Source organism: Streptomyces coeruleorubidus, from assembly GCF_028885415.1.
Lineage (GTDB): Bacteria > Actinomycetota > Actinomycetes > Streptomycetales > Streptomycetaceae > Streptomyces > Streptomyces coeruleorubidus_A.
Window position 1 is genome coordinate 7093018 of sequence record NZ_CP118527.1, and the last position, 17531, is coordinate 7110548.

The following is a 17531-nucleotide window of genomic DNA, read 5'->3' on the forward strand; positions in this document are numbered from 1 at the left end:
CGGCAATGGCCTTCTTCGTATGTGCAACACGTGAAAGAGGCGGGATCCCCCATGACCACCAAGGCCCAGAAGAGCGACGACGGCAAAGTACGCGGCCGGTTTCTGCTGAAGCTGTCCGGAGAGGCCTTCTCCGGCGGTGGGGGCCTGGGCGTCGACCCCGACGTGGTGCACAAGATCGCCCGTGAGATCGCGGCCGTCGTGCGCGACGGCGCACAGATCGCGGTCGTCATCGGGGGCGGCAACTTCTTCCGCGGTGCCGAGCTCCAGCAGCGCGGCATGGACCGGGCCCGCTCCGACTACATGGGCATGCTCGGCACGGTCATGAACTGCCTGGCCCTCCAGGACTTCCTGGAGAAGGTGGGGGTGGACTGCCGGGTGCAGACCGCCATCACCATGGGCCAGGTCGCCGAGCCGTACATCCCGCTGCGTGCCGTACGGCACCTGGAGAAGGGCCGTGTGGTCATCTTCGGTGCCGGTATGGGCATGCCGTACTTCTCCACCGACACCACCGCCGCCCAGCGCGCCCTGGAGATCGACGCCGAGGCGCTGCTGATGGGCAAGAACGGCGTGGACGGGGTCTACGACTCCGACCCGAAGACCAACCCGGACGCCGTGAAGTTCGACCACCTCGGCTACGGCGAGGTCATCACCCGCGACCTGAAGGTCGCCGACGCCACGGCCGTGACGCTGTGCCGCGACAACAAGCTCCCGATCGTGGTCTTCGAGCTGCTGGCGGAGGGCAACATCGGGCGTGCCGTCAAGGGTGAGAAGATCGGCACGCTGGTGGGGGACCCCGGCAGCCGGGACTGAGGTCCCCGAGAACAACCCCGTCCGGGGGACGGACGGGACGGAGCCGGGCCGGGGGATGGACAATGTCCTGCCGGTCGGGAACCGTGCAGGAAGAAGACGCGACGCAGCCGGCCGCCGCCCCACATGGAACCGCAGCCGGGCCTACTCAAGACACGCAGGAGCAAGTGGTGATCGAAGAGACCCTCCTCGAGGCCGAGGAGAAGATGGAGAAGGCCGTCGTGGTCGCCAAGGAGGACTTCGCCGCGATCCGCACCGGCCGTGCGCACCCGGCGATGTTCAACAAGATCGTGGCCGACTACTACGGCGCGCCGACCCCGATCAACCAGCTGGCCTCGTTCTCGGTGCCCGAGCCGCGCATGGCCGTGGTGACCCCGTTCGACAAGAGCGCGCTGCGCAACATCGAACAGGCCATCCGCGACTCCGACCTGGGCGTCAACCCGAGCAACGACGGCAACATCATCCGGGTGGTGTTCCCCGAGCTGACCGAGGAGCGCCGCCGCGAGTACATCAAGGTCGCCAAGAGCAAGGGTGAGGACGCCAAGGTCTCCATCCGCTCCGTGCGCCGCAAGGCCAAGGACGCCATCGACAAGCTGATCAAGGACGGCGAGATCGGCGAGGACGAGGGCCGCCGTGCGGAGAAGGAGCTCGACGACACCACCCACAAGTACGTGGCGCAGGTGGACGAGCTCCTGAAGCACAAGGAAGCGGAGCTGCTCGAGGTCTGATGAACGACTCTTCCTGGGGGGCGCCGCCACAGGCCGGGTACTGGGGGCCCACCGACCAAGGGCATGGCCACGGGCACGCCCACAGCCCTGGCCATGGGCACGCCCAGGGAGCCGCCCCGGCGGGTCCCGCATACGATGCGCATGAAGCGCCTCAGACTCGCCCCATGCCCATCGTGCCCGACGTAGCCGAATACGGCGGAAACCAGGATGACGACCGGGGGGCTGCTCGGCTGAGCGGCTCCCCGGTCCGAAACGAGACGAATCCGGAGCCCATGCCCGACGCCGCAGAGCCGGCACCCAAGCCGCAGAAGAAGAGCGCGGGTCGCGACCTGAGTGCCGCGATAGGGGTCGGGGTCGGGCTCGGCGCGGTGATCGTCGCGTCGCTGTTCGTCGTCAAGGCCGTGTTCGTCGGCGTGATCGCGGTCGCCGTCGTGGTGGGCCTGTGGGAGCTGACCAAGCGGCTGGACGAGCGCAAGGGCATCCGGGCGCCCCTCGTGCCACTCGCGCTCGGCGGAGCCGCCATGGTCGTCGCCGGGTACGTCAGAGGCGGCGAGGGCGCCTGGGTCGCCATGGCGCTCACGGCGCTGGCCGTGCTGGTGTGGCGCATGACGGAACCGCCCGAGAACTACCTCAGGGACGTCACGGCGGGCGTCTTCGCGGCGTTCTACGTACCGTTCCTGGCGACCTTCGTCGCGATGATGCTGACGGCGGACGACGGCCCGCAGCGGGTGCTCACGTTCCTGCTGCTCACGGTCGTCAGCGACACCGGTGCCTACGCGGTCGGCTGGCGCTTCGGCCGTCACAAGCTCGCCCCGCGCATCAGCCCCGGCAAGACCCGCGAGGGTCTGCTCGGCGCGGTCGCCTTCGCCATGGTCGTGGGCGCGCTGTGCCTGGAGTTCCTCATCGACGACGGTGCCTGGTGGCAGGGGCTGCTGCTCGGCCTCGCGGTCGCGGTCAGCGCCACGCTCGGCGACCTCGGCGAGTCCATGATCAAGCGGGACCTCGGCATCAAGGACATGGGCACGCTGCTGCCGGGGCACGGCGGCATCATGGACCGGCTGGACTCGCTGCTGCCCACGGCTCCGGTGGTGTGGCTGTTGCTGGTGCTCTTCGTCGGGTCGAGCTGAGGCGACCACCGCTTTCACGGCTCTTACGGCTCTTAGGGCTCTTACGGCGAGCTCCCGTCCGATGGTCGGCGGGGGCTCGCCGTTGTTGTGCGGAGGTGCCTGCGGCGTCACCAAGTGGGACGATTCAGGTGTACGTCGCAAAGGGGAACATCATGTCCAGCATTCGACAGACCATCGATGTCGACCGGCGTCCCGAGGACGTCTACAACTACGTCATGGACACCCCGCGCATGCCCGAGTGGCAGTTGAGCGCCGTGTCCGCGGAGCGCCTCGACGAGGGGCCCGTCGGCGTCGGTTCCCGGGTCCGGGTCACCCGGCACATCGGCCGCCGGGTCATGCCGATGACCATGGAGGTCACGGAGTACGACCCGCCGCACAGCTGGGGTCTGCGGGGTGTCGACGGCCCCGTCCGGGCACGGGTGCACGGCGAGGTCGAGCCGTTCGACGAGGGGCGGCGCTCCCACGTGACGATCGAGGTCGACTTCGAGGGCCACGGCGTCGGCAAGGTCCTCGTCCCGTTCGTCGTACGCCCCCAGGTCCGCAAGGAACTGCCCCGCAACGAGCAGCTGCTCAAGGACCGGCTGGAGCACGCGGGAGGATGACGATCCAGCGGATGGACAACGTCCTCATCGTTGTCGACGACCTCGACGCGGTTCTCTCGTTCTTCGTCGAACTCGGCATGGAGCTGGAGGGCAGAGGGCCGGCCGAGGGACGTTGGGTGGAGCGTGTCATCGGGCTGGAGGACGTCCGACAGGAGATCGCGATGCTGCGGACCCCGGACGGTCACGGCCGCATCGAGCTGGCGATGTTCCACCAGCCGCAGGCGATCCGTCCCGAGCCGAAGGACGCGCCGGCGAACACGCTGGGCATTCGTCGCATCATGTTCGCCGTCGACGACATCGAGGACGCCATCGCCCGCCTGCACACCCACGGCGCCGAACTCATCGGCGAGGTGGTGCGATACGAGGACGTGTACCGGCTCTGCTACCTCCGCGGCCCCGAGGGCGTCATCGTCGGGCTGGCCGAGCAGCTCGGCTGAGGGTTGCCGAAGGCCCGCGTGCCCAGCGGTCGCAGGTCTTCTGAATCGATCCGCGACACCGGTGCGGCCATGCCTGAGCTCGGAGAACTGGCAGTGGCCGGGCGGCAAAAAGCCCTACCAGCGCGTTCGGCGCGGATTGGGGGCCTGGTTCGGGTCATTGGGCCGTCTCTGGGCCGTCAGGCTCACGCGGGGCCGGAAGAAGCATCCGACCCACGGCCTTCCTCGGGCCTCAGCCACCGACGGCGGCAGCGACCAAACAACCAGGTCAGGGGTCGTTCTCACTGCTCACCACGCGGAGGCGGTGGGATTTGGACCCACGGTGACATCGCTGCCACGACGGTTTTCAAGATCTCCTGGGGAGGGACGCAGCCCGGCGGCGCAGCCCCCAAGCCCTGAACCGGCCGCTGATGAAGATGCCGACACCGATGGACAGGGGGAGCAGCACGGATGACGGCCCAACGCCGAGGGAGACCGAGTGGTGCCCGGCTGCCAGCGACGACAGAAACATGATCAGCGTGAGGGTCGCTGCTGCCACGGCGAGAAAGACCGCCAATTCGGCCCACCACATCGCCCGTGTCGGTTGAGTCGTCACGACGTCGTTGTACACCCGTGCCACCGGGCTTACAAGGCAGTGATCACGGCGTCCTCGATCAGTGCGGGGCCGCCCCCGGGCCGTGCGAGGCCGACCGACGATGGCAGAGGGCGCCCACGAGTGACCGCCCCCACCCGGCTCTGGCCTGGGCTGCCTGAGTTGATCTGCGACACTGGGAGGGTTATGCCTGCACCCGGAGAACTCACTTTCGTCGCCCCGCGCGGAGCCAAGAAGCCGCCGCGGCATCTCGCCGACCTCACTCCTGCCGAGCGCAAGGAGGCCGTTGCCGCTGTCGGGGAGAAGCCGTTTCGTGCCAAGCAGCTCTCGCAGCACTACTTCGCGCGGTACGCGCACGATCCGGAGCAGTGGACCGACATCCCGGCCGGTTCCCGCGGCCGGCTCCAGGAGGCGTTGCTGCCCGAGCTGATGACGGTCGTGCGGCATCTGTCGACCGACCAGGGCACCACGCGCAAGACGCTGTGGCGGCTGTTCGACGGGACGCTCGTCGAGTCCGTGCTGATGCGCTACCCGGACCGGGTGACCATGTGCATCAGCTCGCAGGCCGGGTGCGGGATGAACTGCCCGTTCTGTGCGACCGGGCAGGCGGGGCTCGACCGGAATCTGTCCACCGCCGAGATCGTGCACCAGATCGTGGACGGTATGCGGGCCCTCAGGGACGGCGAGGTGCCGGGCGGGCCGGCGCGGCTCAGCAACATCGTGTTCATGGGCATGGGCGAGCCGCTCGCCAACTACAACCGGGTCCTCGGCTCCATCCGGCGGCTCACCGACCCCGAGCCCGACGGGCTGGGGCTCTCGCAGCGCGGGATCACCGTCTCGACGGTCGGGCTCGTCCCGGCCATCCACCGGTTCGCCGACGAGGATCTCAAGTGCCGCCTCGCGATCTCGCTGCACGCCCCCGACGACGAGCTGCGCGACACCCTCGTCCCCGTGAACACGCGGTGGAAGGTGCGCGAGGTCCTCGACGCCGGGTTCGAGTACGCGGCGAAGTCCGGGCGCCGGCTGTCCATCGAGTACGCGCTGATCCGGGACATCAACGATCAGGCCTGGCGCGGTGACCGGCTCGGGCGGCTGCTCAAGGGCAGGCCCGTGCATGTGAACCTGATCCCGCTCAACCCGACGCCCGGCTCCAAGTGGACCGCCTCGCGGCCCGAGGACGAGAAGGCGTTCGTGGAGGCGATCGCGGCCCATGGTGTGCCGGTGACGATCCGGGACACCCGTGGTCAGGAGATCGACGGGGCGTGTGGTCAGCTCGCGGCCACCGAACGGTAGTCTGACCAGGGTAAGAACGCCTGCATATTCCGACACCTTCATATTCCGACAGGGGAGCGCCACAGCGCTGAGAGTGCGGCACACGGCCGCAGACCCTCCGAACCTGGCCCAGGTCATTCTGGGTAGGGAGATCGGTCATCACTCGAGCTGTTGCGCCCTGCCCGGGACTCCCAGAGATCCCGGGCAGGGCCGCGTCTTCTCCTGGTCCTCCAGGAGGAATCCAGTGAGCAACAACATCAAGCGGCTGACGGCGGTGGTCGTCGCCCTCGGCATGGCCGGCACGCTCGCCGCGTGCGGGTCGTCCGACGGCGGCCAGGGATCCGGCGACTCCAAGACCGTCACCCTCGTCAGCCACGACTCGTGGGCCGCCTCGAAGGGCGTCATCGCGGCCTTCGAGAAGCAGTCCGGCTACAAGGTCAAGGTTCTCAAGGACGGCGACGCCGGGCAGGCCGTCAACAAGGCCATCCTGACCAAGGACAACCCGCAGGGCGACGTCTTCTTCGGCGTCGACAACACGCTGCTGTCCCGCGCCCTCGACAACGGCCTGTTCCAGTCGTACGAGGCGAAGGGCTCCGACCTGATCCTGCCGGAGTACCGCGTCGACCAGGACAAGCACCGGGTCACGCCCGTCGACACCGGCGACATCTGCGTGAACTACGACAAGAAGTACTTCGCCGACCACAAGCTCGACCCGCCGCGGAGCTTCGACGACCTGGTCAAGCCCCAGTACAAGAACCTCCTGGTCACCGAGAACGCCTCCACCTCCTCTCCCGGCCTCGGCTTCCTGCTCGGCACCGCCGCGAAGTACGGCGACGAGGGCTGGCAGGACTACTGGAAGAAGCTCAAGGCCAACGGCGTGAAGGTCGTCGACGGCTGGGATCAGGCCTACAACGAGGAGTTCTCCGGCTCGGCCGGCGGGAAGAAGGCCAAGGGGGACCGGCCGCTCGTCGTGTCGTACGCCTCCTCGCCGCCCGTCGAGGTCGTCTACACCGACCCGAAGCCCAGCACGGCACCGACCGGGGTCGCGCAGGGCACCTGCTTCCGGCAGGTCGAGTACGCCGGGCTGCTGAGCAACGCGAAGAACACCAAGGGCGGCAAGGCGTTCCTCGACTTCCTGATCAGCAAGAAGTTCCAGGACGACATGCCGCTCAACATGTACGTGTACCCGGTGCGCGAGGGCGCCCAGGTGCCGCCGGAGTTCGTGAAGTACGGTCCGCAGGCGAAGGACCCGGAGACCATGGACCCGGCGAAGATCGCCGACAACCGTGACCAGTGGGTCAAGTCGTGGACCTCGCTCGTACTGAAGTGACCGTCCGCAAGGACCGTCGCGGGAGCGCGGCGCGGCTCGGACTCATCGCCGTGCCCGTCGCGTTCTTCGCGGTCTTCTTCGCCTACCCCGTCGCCGCGATCGTCGCCCGCGGCCTGAAGGTGGACGGGGTCTGGCAGTTCGGGCGGATCGGGGAGGTGCTGGCGCAGTCCGACGTCCGGCACGTCCTGTGGTTCACCACCTGGCAGGCGACCGTCTCGACGGCGCTCACCCTGCTGATCGCACTGCCCGGCGCGTACGTCTTCGCGCGCTTCGACTTCCCCGGCAAGCAGGTCCTGCGGGCGGTCGTGACCGTGCCGTTCGTGCTGCCGACGGTCGTCGTCGGTACGGCGTTCCTGGCGCTGGTCGGGCGCGGCGGGCTGCTGGACGAGCTGTGGGGCGTGCGGCTGGACACCACCGTGTGGGCGATCCTGCTCGCGCACGTCTTCTTCAACTACGCGGTCGTCGTACGGACCGTCGGCGGGCTCTGGGCGCAGCTCGACCCGCGGCAGGAGGAGGCCGCGCGGATGCTCGGAGCGTCCCCTATGAGGGCCTGGCGGCAGGTCACGCTGCCGGCGCTCGCGCCCGCCGTGGCCGCCGCCGCGCTCATGGTCTTCCTGTTCACCTTCACCTCCTTCGGTGTCGTCCAGATCCTCGGCGGGCCCACCTTCTCGACCCTGGAGGTGGAGATCTACCGGCAGACGTCGGAGATCTTCGACCTGTCGACGGCGGCCGTGCTGACGTTGATCCAGTTCGTCGCGGTGGGCGCGATCCTCGCCGTGCACGCCTGGACCGTACGGCGGCGGGAGACCGCGCTGCGGCTGGTGGACCCGTCCGTGACCGCGCGCCGGCCGCGCGGCACCGGGCAGTGGGCGCTGCTGGGCGGGGTGCTCGGCACCGTCGTCGTGCTGCTCCTGCTGCCGCTCGCCGTGCTGGTCCAGCGGTCCCTGGACGCGCCCGGATTCGGCTACTACCGGGCCCTGACCAGGGACGACGGCGGGGTGTTCCTGGTGGCGCCGATCGAGGCGATCGGCAATTCGTTGTCGTACGCCGTCGCCGCCACCCTCATCGCCGTGATGATCGGGGGGCTCGCCTCCGTCGCGCTCACCCGCCGGGACGCCGGGCGGTTCGTGCGCGGCTTCGACGCGCTGCTGATGCTGCCGCTCGGGGTGTCCGCGGTGACCGTCGGCTTCGGGTTCCTGATCGCCCTCGACGAACCGCCGCTGGATCTGAGGGCCTCGTGGATCCTGGTGCCGCTCGCGCAGGCGCTGGTCGGAGTGCCGTTCGTCGTGCGGACGATGCTGCCCGTGCTGCGGGCGGTGGACGTGCGGCTGCGGGAGGCGGCCTCGGTGCTGGGGGCCTCGCCCTGGCGGGTGTGGCGTGAGGTGGATCTGCCGATGGTGCGGCGGGCGCTGCTGATCGCGGCCGGGTTCGCCTTCGCCGTGTCGCTCGGGGAGTTCGGGGCGACGGTGTTCATCGCGCGGCCCGACAACCCGACGCTGCCGGTGGCCGTGGCGCGGCTGCTGGGGCGGCCCGGAGAACTCAACTACGGCCAGGCGATGGCCCTTTCGACGATTCTGATGGTGGTGTGCGCCGTGGCTCTGCTGTTGCTGGAGAGGCTTCGCACCGACCGGACCGGGGAGTTCTGATGCTGCTGGCTCTGCAGGGCGCGACGGTCCGTTTCGGCGGGCGTGCGGTGCTGGACGCCGTCGATCTGGAGGTCGCCGAGCACGAGATCGTGTGCGTGCTCGGGCCCAGCGGCAGCGGCAAGTCGACGCTGCTGCGGGCGGTGGCCGGGCTGCAACCCCTCGACTCCGGGCGGGTGTCGCTCGACGGGCGCGACCAGGCGGGCGTGCTCGCGCACCGGCGCGGCGTCGGGCTGATGTTCCAGGACCACCAGCTGTTCCCGCAGCGGGACGTGGGCGGCAACGTCGCCTTCGGACTGCGTATGCACGGTGCGTCGAAGCGGCAACAGGCCGAGCGCGTACAGGAGTTGCTTGACCTGGTCGGCCTGCCGGGCGCGTCCCGCCGGGCCGTCGCGGCGCTGTCCGGCGGGGAGCAGCAGCGGGTGGCGCTGGCCCGGGCCCTGGCGCCGAGCCCCCGGCTGCTGATGCTGGACGAGCCGCTGGGCCAGCTCGACCGGTCGCTCAGGGAGCGGCTGGTCGTCGAACTGAGGGAACTCTTCGGCCGGTTGGGCACGACCGTGCTCGCCGTGACGCACGACCAGGGGGAGGCCTTCGCGCTGGCCGACCGGGTCGTGGTGATGCGGGACGGGCGGATCGCCCAGTCCGGTACGCCCCTTCAGGTATGGCAGCGGCCGGCCGACGCGTTCGTGGCCCGCTTCCTCGGCTTCGAGAACGTCGTCGAAGCGACGGTCGGGGCGGAGGCCGCGGACACGCCGTGGGGCAAGGTGCCGGTGCCGGAGGGCGCCCCGCAGGGCACGCGGACCCTGCTCGTGCGGCCCGCAGGCGTGCGCCTGGTGCCCGCCGGCACGGGCCTGCGCTGCACGGTGACCGCGCGCACCTTCAAGGGCACCCATGTCGCCGTCCACCTCCAGCCGGAGGACGCCCCGCGCCTGGAGGCGGCGTGCGCGCTGCGGTCGTCGCCGGAGGTCGGGGACGAGGCCGGGGTGGAGTTCGACGCGGCCGAAATCGTGGTGCTCGGCTGATCGGCTGCCGCCTAAGGTGCGGGGCATGACGCTACTCGCACACGACCGCTACTGCGACGAAATCGCCCACCAGGTCGCCCTGTTGAGGTCCGTGGTGACGTCCGGCGCCGATCTGTCCGGCACCGTGCCGACCTGCCCGGACTGGTCGCTGGAAGATCTGGTCCGGCACATGGGCGGCGCCATGCGCTGGGTGGAGTTCATCGTGCGGACCCGGGCCGAGGAGGAAGTGCCCGAGGAGCGGGTGCCGGGCCTGGCCGGACCCGGAACCCGGGGTGACGCCGCCGTACTGGACGCATGGCTGGCGGAGGGCGGCGAGCAGGTCGTCGCGGCGCTGCGGGAGGCCGGGCCGGACACGAAGGTGTGGAGCTGGGCGGGGATCCTCAACTCCGGGTTCTGGGCCCGACGGATGACACACGAGATCACCGTGCACCGCGCGGACGCCACGCTCGCCGCCGGACTGCCCTACGACGTCGCGCGCGACGTGGCCGCCGACGCGATCGACGAGTGGCTCCAGATCGTCGAGTACGTGCAGCGGACGGCTCCGCAGGACACGGTGGGGGAACTGCGCGGCCCGGGCCGCAGCATCCATCTGCACGCCACCGACACCGGGTCCGGCCTGAACGCCGAGTGGCTCGTCGAGCTCACCGAGGACGGTGTCGCCTGGCGCCGGGGCCACGAGAAGGCCACGGTCGCCCTGCGCGGGCCGCTCACCTCCGTCCTGCTCGCCTTCTACCGCCGGCTGCCGCTGGACGCCCCGGAGTTGGAGGTGCTGGGAGAGCGGGAACTGCTGGATTTCTGGCTGGAGCGGGCGACCTTCGGGTGAGACGGGACGTGGCCCGCCCCCGGTCGGGAACGGGCCACATCAGACGGTGCGAAGGCGTCAGCTGTCGCTGTTCGCCCCACGCCGGCGCATGCCGAAGAACACCGCGCCGCCACCGACGACGACCAGAACCGCCGCGATGCCGGCGATGATGCCGGTGTTGGAGTTGGCGCCCGTCTCGGCGAGGTTGGAGTCACCGGCCGCGGGCGCGGGCGCGTTGCCCGCCGGCGTGGTGCTCTCGCTCTCCGACGGCGACGGAGCCGGGGTGTCGGTCTCCTCGGCCGGCTTCGAGGGGGAGGCCGACGGCGTCGGCGTGGCCGGCTCGGTCGCCGGCGGCTTCTCCTCTGCCTTCTTGCAGGCCGTGGCCGGGGTGACGAGGTTCGGCTTGATGTCCTCGTCGACGTACGGAGTGGCCTTGACGTGGATGCGGTACTCCGCGTTCGGCTTCCAGTCCTCGGCGAAGGTGATGGTGGTGCCCTCGCGCGAGCCCTTGACCACCTGCTCGCCGACCTTCTTCTGGTCGGCGCCGTTGTTCTCCAGGTACACGGTGACGGTCGCCGGGATGCCGGCGGGGTCCACGTCGGTGACCGTGATGACGCCCTTGCCGCCATCGCACTTCGCCTCGGCCGAGAACTCGTTGATGTTGCAGGCGAGCGCGTTGCCGGCGGCACCGAGCGCGAGCGCGGCCGAGGCGGAGACGACACCGAGGATCCGCACGGAACGTGCGACGGTACGGCGCGAAGCCGTACGACGGGATACGGACAGAACTGCCACGTTTGTCCTTTACAGGATGCGCAAATGCGGGGGGTGGAGGCAGTGTTGACTGAACATCAGCACTACCCAGAGGCTCACAGGTCTATAAGCGCCGCATAAGTAGTGTCAACGCATATGCAGGTTGCAAGCACTTGCTTTGCCAGCTTATTAACCGCCGAGACGTTTCAACGCCTCCGGCGCCTCCTCGATCCGCTCCACCAGCGCGATCCGCGCCTCCATCGAACGGCCCCTGGCCAGCGACCGGAGCAACGGCCACGTCGGCAGCTTCTCCGTCCAGTGCGCCCGGTTCACCAGCACCATCGGCGTCGGCTCGCCCCGCGACTCGTAGTAGTTGGGCGTCGCGTTGTCGAAGATCTCCTGTACGGTGCCGGCGGCCCCCGGCAGGAACACCACGCCCGCGTTGGACCGGGCCAGCAGGCCGTCCTCGCGGGTGGCGTTGGCGAAGTACTTGGCGATGTGCGACGCGAAGGCGTTCGGCGGCTCGTGGCCGTAGAACCAGGTCGGGATGCCGACGGAACGCCCGCCTTGCGGCCAGCGCGTGCGTATCTCGAAGGCGGCCGTCGCCCAGTGGGTGACCGACGGCGTGAAGTTCGGTGCCTTGGCGAGCAGTTCGAGCGACTCGGTGAGCATCTCGTCGCCGAACGGGGCGGCGTACGCGCCGAGGTTCGCGGCCTCCATCGCGCCCGGGCCGCCGCCCGTGGCGACGGTGAAACCGGCACGGGCCAGCTCCCGGCCGAGACGTGCCGCCCCCGCGTACTCCTGAGTGCCACGGGCCATCGCGTGGCCGCCCATCACGCCCACGACCCGGGCGCCGGACAGGAGTTCGTCGAGTGCGTCCGAGACGGAGTCGTCGTGGACCGCGCGCAGCATGGAGGCGTAGATGTCCCGGTCCGCCTTCGTGTGCTGGAACCAGGCGTACGCCCGGGCGTCGGGCGTGGCCTCGTAGCCGTCCGCCAGCGACTCGAAGAGCTCGTCCGGCGAGTAGACGTGGCCGCGGTACGGGTCGAAGGGCAGATCCGGGACCGGCGGGAAGACCAGGGCGCCGTCCGTGCGGATCTTCGCGGCGGCCTCCTCGCGCATCGCGCAGCCGAGGAAGACGGCGCCCGCCGTGTCCGTGGTGAGCAGTTCGCGCGTACGGTCCGTCAGGTCGACGGCCTGGACGCGGTGACCGGCGAGCGTGCCGCGCGCCGAGACGGTCGCGTCGAACTCCTCGAGCGTCTCGATCTCACGGTCGTCGTGGTGGGCCGCATGGGCGGGCATCGTCTGCACCCGCCCATGCTGGCACAGCCATGTCTCAGCCCTCGACGGCCGACGGGTCCATCCACACGACCTCGAAGGTGTGGCCGTCCGGGTCGTCGAAGGCGCGGCCGTACATGAACCCGTGGTCCTGGGTCTCGCCGGAGACGGAACCGCCCGCCGCGACCGCCTTCTCGACCAGCTCGTCCACCTTCTCGCGGCTCTCGGAGCTCAGCGCGATCAGTACCTCGCTGGTCTTCGTCGAGTCCGCGATCTCCTTCTTGGTGAACTGGGCGTACTTCTCCTTGGTGTGCACCATCACGACGATGGTGTCGCTGATCACGACCGAGGCGGTCGAGTCGTCGCTGAACTGCTCGTTGATCGTGAAGCCCAGCTCGGTGAAGAACTTCTTCGAGGCGCCGAGGTCGCTGACGCACAGGTTCACGAAGATCATCTGCTGGTACATGCGGGGTCTCTCCCATCGGGTCCGTGTCGTTACGTGGGGATAGACCGGGGGCCGGCGTGGAACTCATCGCCGTACGGAGATTTTTTCGTACGGGTTTTTCAGCGGGGTCGGCCTGTTCAGCGGGCCAGCGGCAGCGCCGCCAGTTCGGCGACGGTCAGGGTCAGCGGGCCGAACAGGGCGAGCAGCGCGCCCGCGCGCAGGGCGGCGGCGCTTCGCAGCATCGTCGCGGGGGCGCCGAGCCGCAGCAGCGCGGCGGTGGTGTCGGCGCGGGCCTGCCGGGCCTCGACGGCGGCCGTGAGGAGCGTCGCCACGGTGCAGCCGGTCACCAGCAGCACGCCGAGCGTGGTGAGCGGACCGAGCGACAGTCCGTCCGGGGCGTGCAGCAGCGCCATGGCGTACGCGGCCGCCAGCACCGCGCAGACCACGCCCAGGGGGCGGCCGATCCGGGTGGCCTCCGCCATGAGGATCCGGCCGGCCAGGAGCCGGAGCGCGCCGGGGCGGGCCCACTGGAGCAGCCGTCCGCACAGATGGGTCAGGCCCGGACCGGCCAGGGCCAGCCCGACGGCGGCCAGCGCCCAGCCCGCCAGGACGCCGGGGGAGGCGCCGGAGAAGGTGAGGTCGGGGGGCGTGGGGGCGGTACGGCTCGTGTACGTCTCCACGGCGAGACCCGCGGCCAGGACCGTGATGCCCCAGGGGAGACCGGAGGGGGCGGCGGTGGGGGCGTCGCCGGGCAGGGGGGTGTCCGGCAGGGCCGCGTCGGAAACGGCGGGGTCGTCGGCGGTGTCCGGTGCCGCGGCGTGCCGGGCCGAGCGCCGCGCGGCGTCCCCGGCCGCGTGCGCGGCGCTCCCGGCCGGGATCACGGCGCTCACGGCGTCAGGTGCCGCCGTCTGGGGGCCGGACGGCTCGGCGGGGTCCTCGACCACGCTCACCGTGCTCCCGGCGCCCCGGGTGGTCGAGCCCGTGGCCGCAGCCGGGACGGACGTGCCCGTCCGCGCCGTCGGCGGCCCGCCGTTGCGCACGGCCGACTCGGTGGGATCGGTGGGTCCGGTGGCGCGACCGTCCGCGGGCCGGACGATCTGCCGGCCGAAACGGCCGTAGGCCCCGAAGGTCTCGCGTGTGCTCGGGCGCCGGTACGCGCCGAAACGGCCGTACGTCCCGGCCGCCCGGGACGGGGCCGGGCCCGCCTCCCTCGGCCGCAGCGCCAGAGCCACCGCCACCGACGCGGCTGCGGGCACGATCGCGAGCAGTGTCAGGGCTCCCGGCAGCGGCAGCGGCTGGTCCGCCGCGAGGGACTCGGCGGCCGCGCCGTCGAAGGGCATGCCCGTCAGGTCGCCGCGCAGGTGCAGGAAGAACAGCAGGGCCAGCATCGAGCCCAGCGTGCAGGACAGGGCCGTCGTCGTCGCCGAGACGGCCATCAGGCGCAGCGGGCCGAGGCCGATAGCGGAGAGGCCGGGGCGGGGCTTCGTGCCGGGGTCGGTGCGGGCCACCGCGACCGCGAAGTACACCGTGGCGGCCAGGGGAGCCACGCACCAGGCCAGGCGCAGCAGGGCGGCGCCGGTGGAGCCGGGGTGGCCCAGCGCGTAGCCCAGGGCGCAGAGCAACAGGAAACCCGTCCCCGCCGAGGCCGCCGCGACCAGGAGGCGGCGCAGCTGGACGGCGGGGCGGGCGCCGCGGGTCAGACGGAGAGCGAGCACGCGGCCCGGCCTTCCGTCTCGGTGGGCCCGGCGACCGGCGGCAGGTGCACCGTCTGCACGCGCCGCCCGTCGAGCAGGGACACCGTGCGGTCGGCGAGCGCCGCGGTCTGCGCGTCGTGCGTGGCCAGGACGACCGTGATGCCGTGGGAGCGGGCCGCCGTGGTGAGGGTGCGCAGCACATGGGCGCGGTCGGCGCGGTGCAGGGGCGCCGTGGGCTCGTCGGCGAACAGCACCGACGGGGCGGGGGCGAGGGCGCGGGCGATGCACACCCGCTGCCGCTCGGCCTGCACCAGCTGGTGCGGGCGTTTGCGGGCGCCCTCGCCGATGTCCAGGCGCTCCAGCCACTCCAGGGCCACGGTCTTGGCGCGGCGGCGGCTGGTGCCGCGCAGCATCAGCGGCAGGGCGGCGTTCTCCCAGGCGTTGAGCTCCGGGACCAGCGAGGGGGCCGGGTCGATCCAGCCGAAGCGGTCCCGGCGCAGCCGCTCGCGGGTGAGGGGGCCCATGGTGTGCACGGGCATGCTGTTGAACCAGACCTCGCCGCGCCGGACGGGCACCAGGCCGGACAGACACCGCAGCAGGGTCGTCTTGCCGCTGCCGCGCGGGCCGCTGACGGCGAGGATCTCGCCCTCCCGGACGCCGAGCGAGACACCGCTGAGCGCGGGGGAGCCGTCGTCGTGCTGGAAGTGCAGGGCGCGTGCCCAGAGCACGTCGTTGTCAGGCGGGGCCTCCATGGGCGTACACCTCGGTTCAGATCCGTAGTTCCCGTGTCCATCCCCCGTGCGGGGGAACGAAGGCAGGGCCGATCGGTCACTGGCACGCTAGGCAGAAGGCGGCGGGACGCCGGACAGCACGCGGCCCCGGGCCGCCGTTTCTCACTCGAACGGGGGGCACCGGGGCCGGCGTTGATCATCCAGGCAGACGATCGGAGCGACGATCGGGGCGACGGTCAGAGCTTCGTCCACGCCTCCGACAGGGTGGCGCGCAGGATCTGCTCGATCTCGTCGAACGTCGACTGGTCGGAGATCAGCGGCGGGGCGAGCTGGACGACCGGGTCGCCGCGGTCGTCGGCGCGGCAGTACAGGCCGTTGTCGTACAGCTTCTTGGAGAGGAAGCCGTACAGGATCCGCTCGGTCTCGTCCGCGTCGAAGGACTCCTTGGTCGCCTTGTCCTTGACCAGCTCGATGCCGTAGAAGAAGCCGTTGCCGCGGACGTCGCCGACGATCGGCAGGTCGTGGAGCTTGTCCAGGGTGGAGCGGAACGCGCCCTCGTTGTCGAGGACGTGCTGGGTGAGGTTCTCGCGCTCGAAGAGGTCGAGGTTGGCCAGGCCCACGGCCGCGGATACCGGGTGGCCGCCGAAGGTGTAGCCGTGCAGGAAGGTGTTGTCGCCCTTGTAGAACGGCTCGGCCAGGCGGTCGGAGACGATGCAGGCGCCGATCGGGGAGTAGCCCGAGGTCATGCCCTTGGCGCAGGTGATCATGTCCGGGACGTAGTCGAACTTGTCGCAGGCGAAGATCGTGCCGAGCCGGCCGAAGGCGCAGATGACCTCGTCGGAGACGAGCAGCACGTCGTACTGGTCGCAGATCTCGCGGACGCGCTGGAAGTAGCCGGGCGGGGGCGGGAAGCAGCCGCCCGCGTTCTGCACCGGCTCCAGGAAGACCGCGGCGACCGTGTCCGGGCCCTCGAAGAGGATCTGCTGCTCGATCTGGTCGGCGGCCCAGCGGCCGAAGGCCTCGGGGTCGTCGCCGTGGATCGGTGCCCGGTAGATGTTCGTGTTGGGGACCTTGTGGGCGCCCGGGACGAGGGGCTCGAAGGGCGCCTTCAGCGCGGGCAGACCGGTGATGGACAAGGCGCCCTGCGGGGTGCCGTGGTAGGCGACCGCGCGGGAGATGACCTTGTACTTGGTGGGCTTGCCGACCAGCTTGAAGTACTGCTTGGCGAGCTTCCAGGCGGTCTCGACCGCCTCACCGCCACCGGTCGTGAAGAAGACCTTGTTCAGGTCGCCCGGGGCGTGGTGCGCGAGGCGCTCGGCCAGCTCGACGGCCTTGGGGTGGGCGTAGGACCACACCGGGAAGAACGCCAGCTCCTGCGCCTGCTTGGAGGCGGTCTCGGCGAGCTCGACGCGGCCGTGCCCGGCCTGCACCACGAACAGGCCGGCGAGACCGTCCAGGTAGCGCTTGCCCTGGTCGTCGTAGATGTACGTGCCCTCGCCCCGGACGATGGTGGGGACGGGGGCCTTCTCGTACGACGACATGCGCGTGAAGTGCATCCACAGGTGGTCGTACGCGGTCTGGGAGAGGTCCTTGCTCACGGCTATCGGGTCCTCACGGTTATCGGGTTCCCCACATGTAGGTCTGCTTCTTGAGCTTGAGGTAGACGAAGCTCTCGGTGGAGCGCACTCCGGGGACGGCCCGGATGCGTTTGTTGATGACGTCCAGGAGGTGGTCGTCGTCCTCGCAGACGATCTCCACCATCAGGTCGAAGGAGCCTGCGGTCATCACCACGTACTCGCACTCGGACATGGCCGTCAGCGCGTCCGCCACCGACTCCACGTCGCCCTCGACGTTGACGCCGACCATCGCCTGTCTGCGGAAGCCCACGGTGAGCGGGTCCGTGACGGCGACGATCTGCATCACGCCCTGGTCGAGCAGCTTCTGGACGCGCTGGCGCACGGCCGCCTCGGACAGGCCCACGGCCTTGCCGATGGCGGCGTACGGCCGGCGGCCGTCCTCCTGCAGCTGCTCGATGATGGCGAGGGAGACGGCGTCCAGCTGCGGCGAGCTGCCGTTCCTGGACTCGCGGGAGGACTCGCGGTGCTCCCGCGAGCCCTTCTGGTCTGCGCTTCGACTGGCCACGAGCTCACTGTGCACGAGGTCTCGACACTTCCGCAAGCCTCGATCGATGAAATTCGTTGTTTATGGAGCCGACTCCTGCGGATTCCGCACGATCGAAGGGAGCGGGGGTGTTGAAAACGTGGGTCGCCCGAC

Annotated in this window: 18 protein-coding genes and 1 riboswitch; of the genes, 10 read left to right on the plus strand and 8 right to left on the minus strand. The window is 70.5% G+C overall.

Going from position 1 to position 17531, the window contains the following annotated elements:
* Nucleotides 1-51: 51 nt before the first annotated feature.
* The 5 genes from pyrH to PV963_RS33120 all read left to right on the plus strand — a co-directional run bounded on the left by pyrH (nt 52) and on the right by PV963_RS33120 (nt 3701).
* Nucleotides 52-810, plus strand: coding sequence for a UMP kinase (gene pyrH / locus PV963_RS33100; protein WP_010044452.1), 759 nt, complete (start codon nt 52-54; stop codon nt 808-810).
* 167 nt (nt 811-977) lie between these two features.
* Nucleotides 978-1535, plus strand: coding sequence for a ribosome recycling factor (frr, locus tag PV963_RS33105; protein ID WP_059422066.1), 558 nt, complete (start codon nt 978-980; stop codon nt 1533-1535).
* Complete coding sequence (locus PV963_RS33110) at nt 1535-2662, plus strand: phosphatidate cytidylyltransferase (protein ID WP_274820060.1); 1128 nt, start codon at nt 1535-1537, stop codon at nt 2660-2662. Before frr ends, PV963_RS33110 begins: the two co-directional genes overlap by 1 nt.
* 152 nt (nt 2663-2814) lie before the next feature.
* The gene (locus PV963_RS33115) at nt 2815-3264 is read left to right on the plus strand and encodes an SRPBCC family protein (RefSeq protein WP_274820062.1); all 450 of its coding nucleotides are present in this window, start codon (nt 2815-2817) and stop codon (nt 3262-3264) included.
* On the plus strand, nt 3261-3701 hold the full coding sequence (locus PV963_RS33120; RefSeq protein ID WP_274820064.1) for a VOC family protein: 441 nt from the start codon (nt 3261-3263) through the stop codon (nt 3699-3701). Before PV963_RS33115 ends, PV963_RS33120 begins: the two co-directional genes overlap by 4 nt.
* 343 nt (nt 3702-4044) lie before the next feature.
* Here PV963_RS33120 and PV963_RS33125 read toward each other — a convergent pair whose 3' ends face one another.
* Nucleotides 4045-4308 (minus strand): hypothetical protein, encoded by a 264-nt coding sequence (locus PV963_RS33125; RefSeq protein WP_274820066.1) that lies wholly within the window; start codon nt 4306-4308, stop codon nt 4045-4047.
* Between the two features lie 168 nt (nt 4309-4476).
* Between PV963_RS33125 and rlmN the strand changes: the two genes are divergently transcribed.
* The 5 genes from rlmN to PV963_RS33150 all read left to right on the plus strand — a co-directional run bounded on the left by rlmN (nt 4477) and on the right by PV963_RS33150 (nt 10380).
* Nucleotides 4477-5583: a 23S rRNA (adenine(2503)-C(2))-methyltransferase RlmN gene (rlmN, locus tag PV963_RS33130; protein ID WP_274820067.1), complete on the plus strand. Its 1107-nt coding sequence runs from the start codon at nt 4477-4479 to the stop codon at nt 5581-5583.
* A gap of 40 nt (nt 5584-5623) precedes the next feature.
* A riboswitch (TPP riboswitch) is annotated at nt 5624-5730 on the plus strand.
* A gap of 124 nt (nt 5731-5854) precedes the next feature.
* A complete protein-coding gene (locus tag PV963_RS33135) occupies nt 5855-6892 on the plus strand; it encodes a thiamine ABC transporter substrate-binding protein (protein ID WP_274822189.1) in 1038 nt (345 codons plus the stop codon).
* Entirely contained in the window at nt 6868-8538 is a 1671-nt protein-coding gene (locus PV963_RS33140; protein WP_274820069.1) for an ABC transporter permease, read from the plus strand. The genes PV963_RS33135 and PV963_RS33140 overlap by 25 nt, the downstream gene beginning before the upstream one ends.
* The gene (locus tag PV963_RS33145) at nt 8538-9557 is read left to right on the plus strand and encodes an ABC transporter ATP-binding protein (RefSeq protein ID WP_274820071.1); all 1020 of its coding nucleotides are present in this window, start codon (nt 8538-8540) and stop codon (nt 9555-9557) included. Before PV963_RS33140 ends, PV963_RS33145 begins: the two co-directional genes overlap by 1 nt.
* 25 nt (nt 9558-9582) lie before the next feature.
* Nucleotides 9583-10380 carry a maleylpyruvate isomerase family mycothiol-dependent enzyme gene (locus PV963_RS33150; RefSeq protein WP_274820073.1) on the plus strand — a complete coding sequence of 266 codons (798 nt, stop codon included), beginning with the start codon at nt 9583-9585 and terminating at the stop codon, nt 10378-10380.
* A gap of 57 nt (nt 10381-10437) precedes the next feature.
* Here the strand turns inward: PV963_RS33150 and PV963_RS33155 are convergent, their stop codons facing one another.
* The 7 genes from PV963_RS33155 to PV963_RS33185 form a co-directional block, all read right to left on the minus strand.
* Entirely contained in the window at nt 10438-11151 is a 714-nt protein-coding gene (locus tag PV963_RS33155; RefSeq protein ID WP_274820074.1) for an LAETG motif-containing sortase-dependent surface protein, read from the minus strand.
* A gap of 147 nt (nt 11152-11298) precedes the next feature.
* A complete protein-coding gene (locus PV963_RS33160; RefSeq protein WP_274820076.1) occupies nt 11299-12420 on the minus strand; it encodes an LOG family protein in 1122 nt (373 codons plus the stop codon).
* Between the two features lie 25 nt (nt 12421-12445).
* The gene (locus PV963_RS33165; RefSeq protein WP_274820078.1) at nt 12446-12853 is read right to left on the minus strand and encodes a VOC family protein; all 408 of its coding nucleotides are present in this window, start codon (nt 12851-12853) and stop codon (nt 12446-12448) included.
* Nucleotides 12854-12969: 116 nt separating this feature from the next.
* Nucleotides 12970-14547: a hypothetical protein gene (locus PV963_RS33170; protein WP_274820079.1), complete on the minus strand. Its 1578-nt coding sequence runs from the start codon at nt 14545-14547 to the stop codon at nt 12970-12972.
* Nucleotides 14529-15278, minus strand: coding sequence for an ABC transporter ATP-binding protein (locus PV963_RS33175; RefSeq protein WP_274820081.1), 750 nt, complete (start codon nt 15276-15278; stop codon nt 14529-14531). The genes PV963_RS33170 and PV963_RS33175 overlap by 19 nt, the downstream gene beginning before the upstream one ends.
* 215 nt (nt 15279-15493) lie before the next feature.
* A complete protein-coding gene (locus tag PV963_RS33180; protein ID WP_274820082.1) occupies nt 15494-16855 on the minus strand; it encodes an aspartate aminotransferase family protein in 1362 nt (453 codons plus the stop codon).
* Between the two features lie 19 nt (nt 16856-16874).
* A complete protein-coding gene (locus PV963_RS33185; protein ID WP_274820084.1) occupies nt 16875-17414 on the minus strand; it encodes an Lrp/AsnC family transcriptional regulator in 540 nt (179 codons plus the stop codon).
* Between the last annotated feature and the right edge of the window lie 117 nt (nt 17415-17531).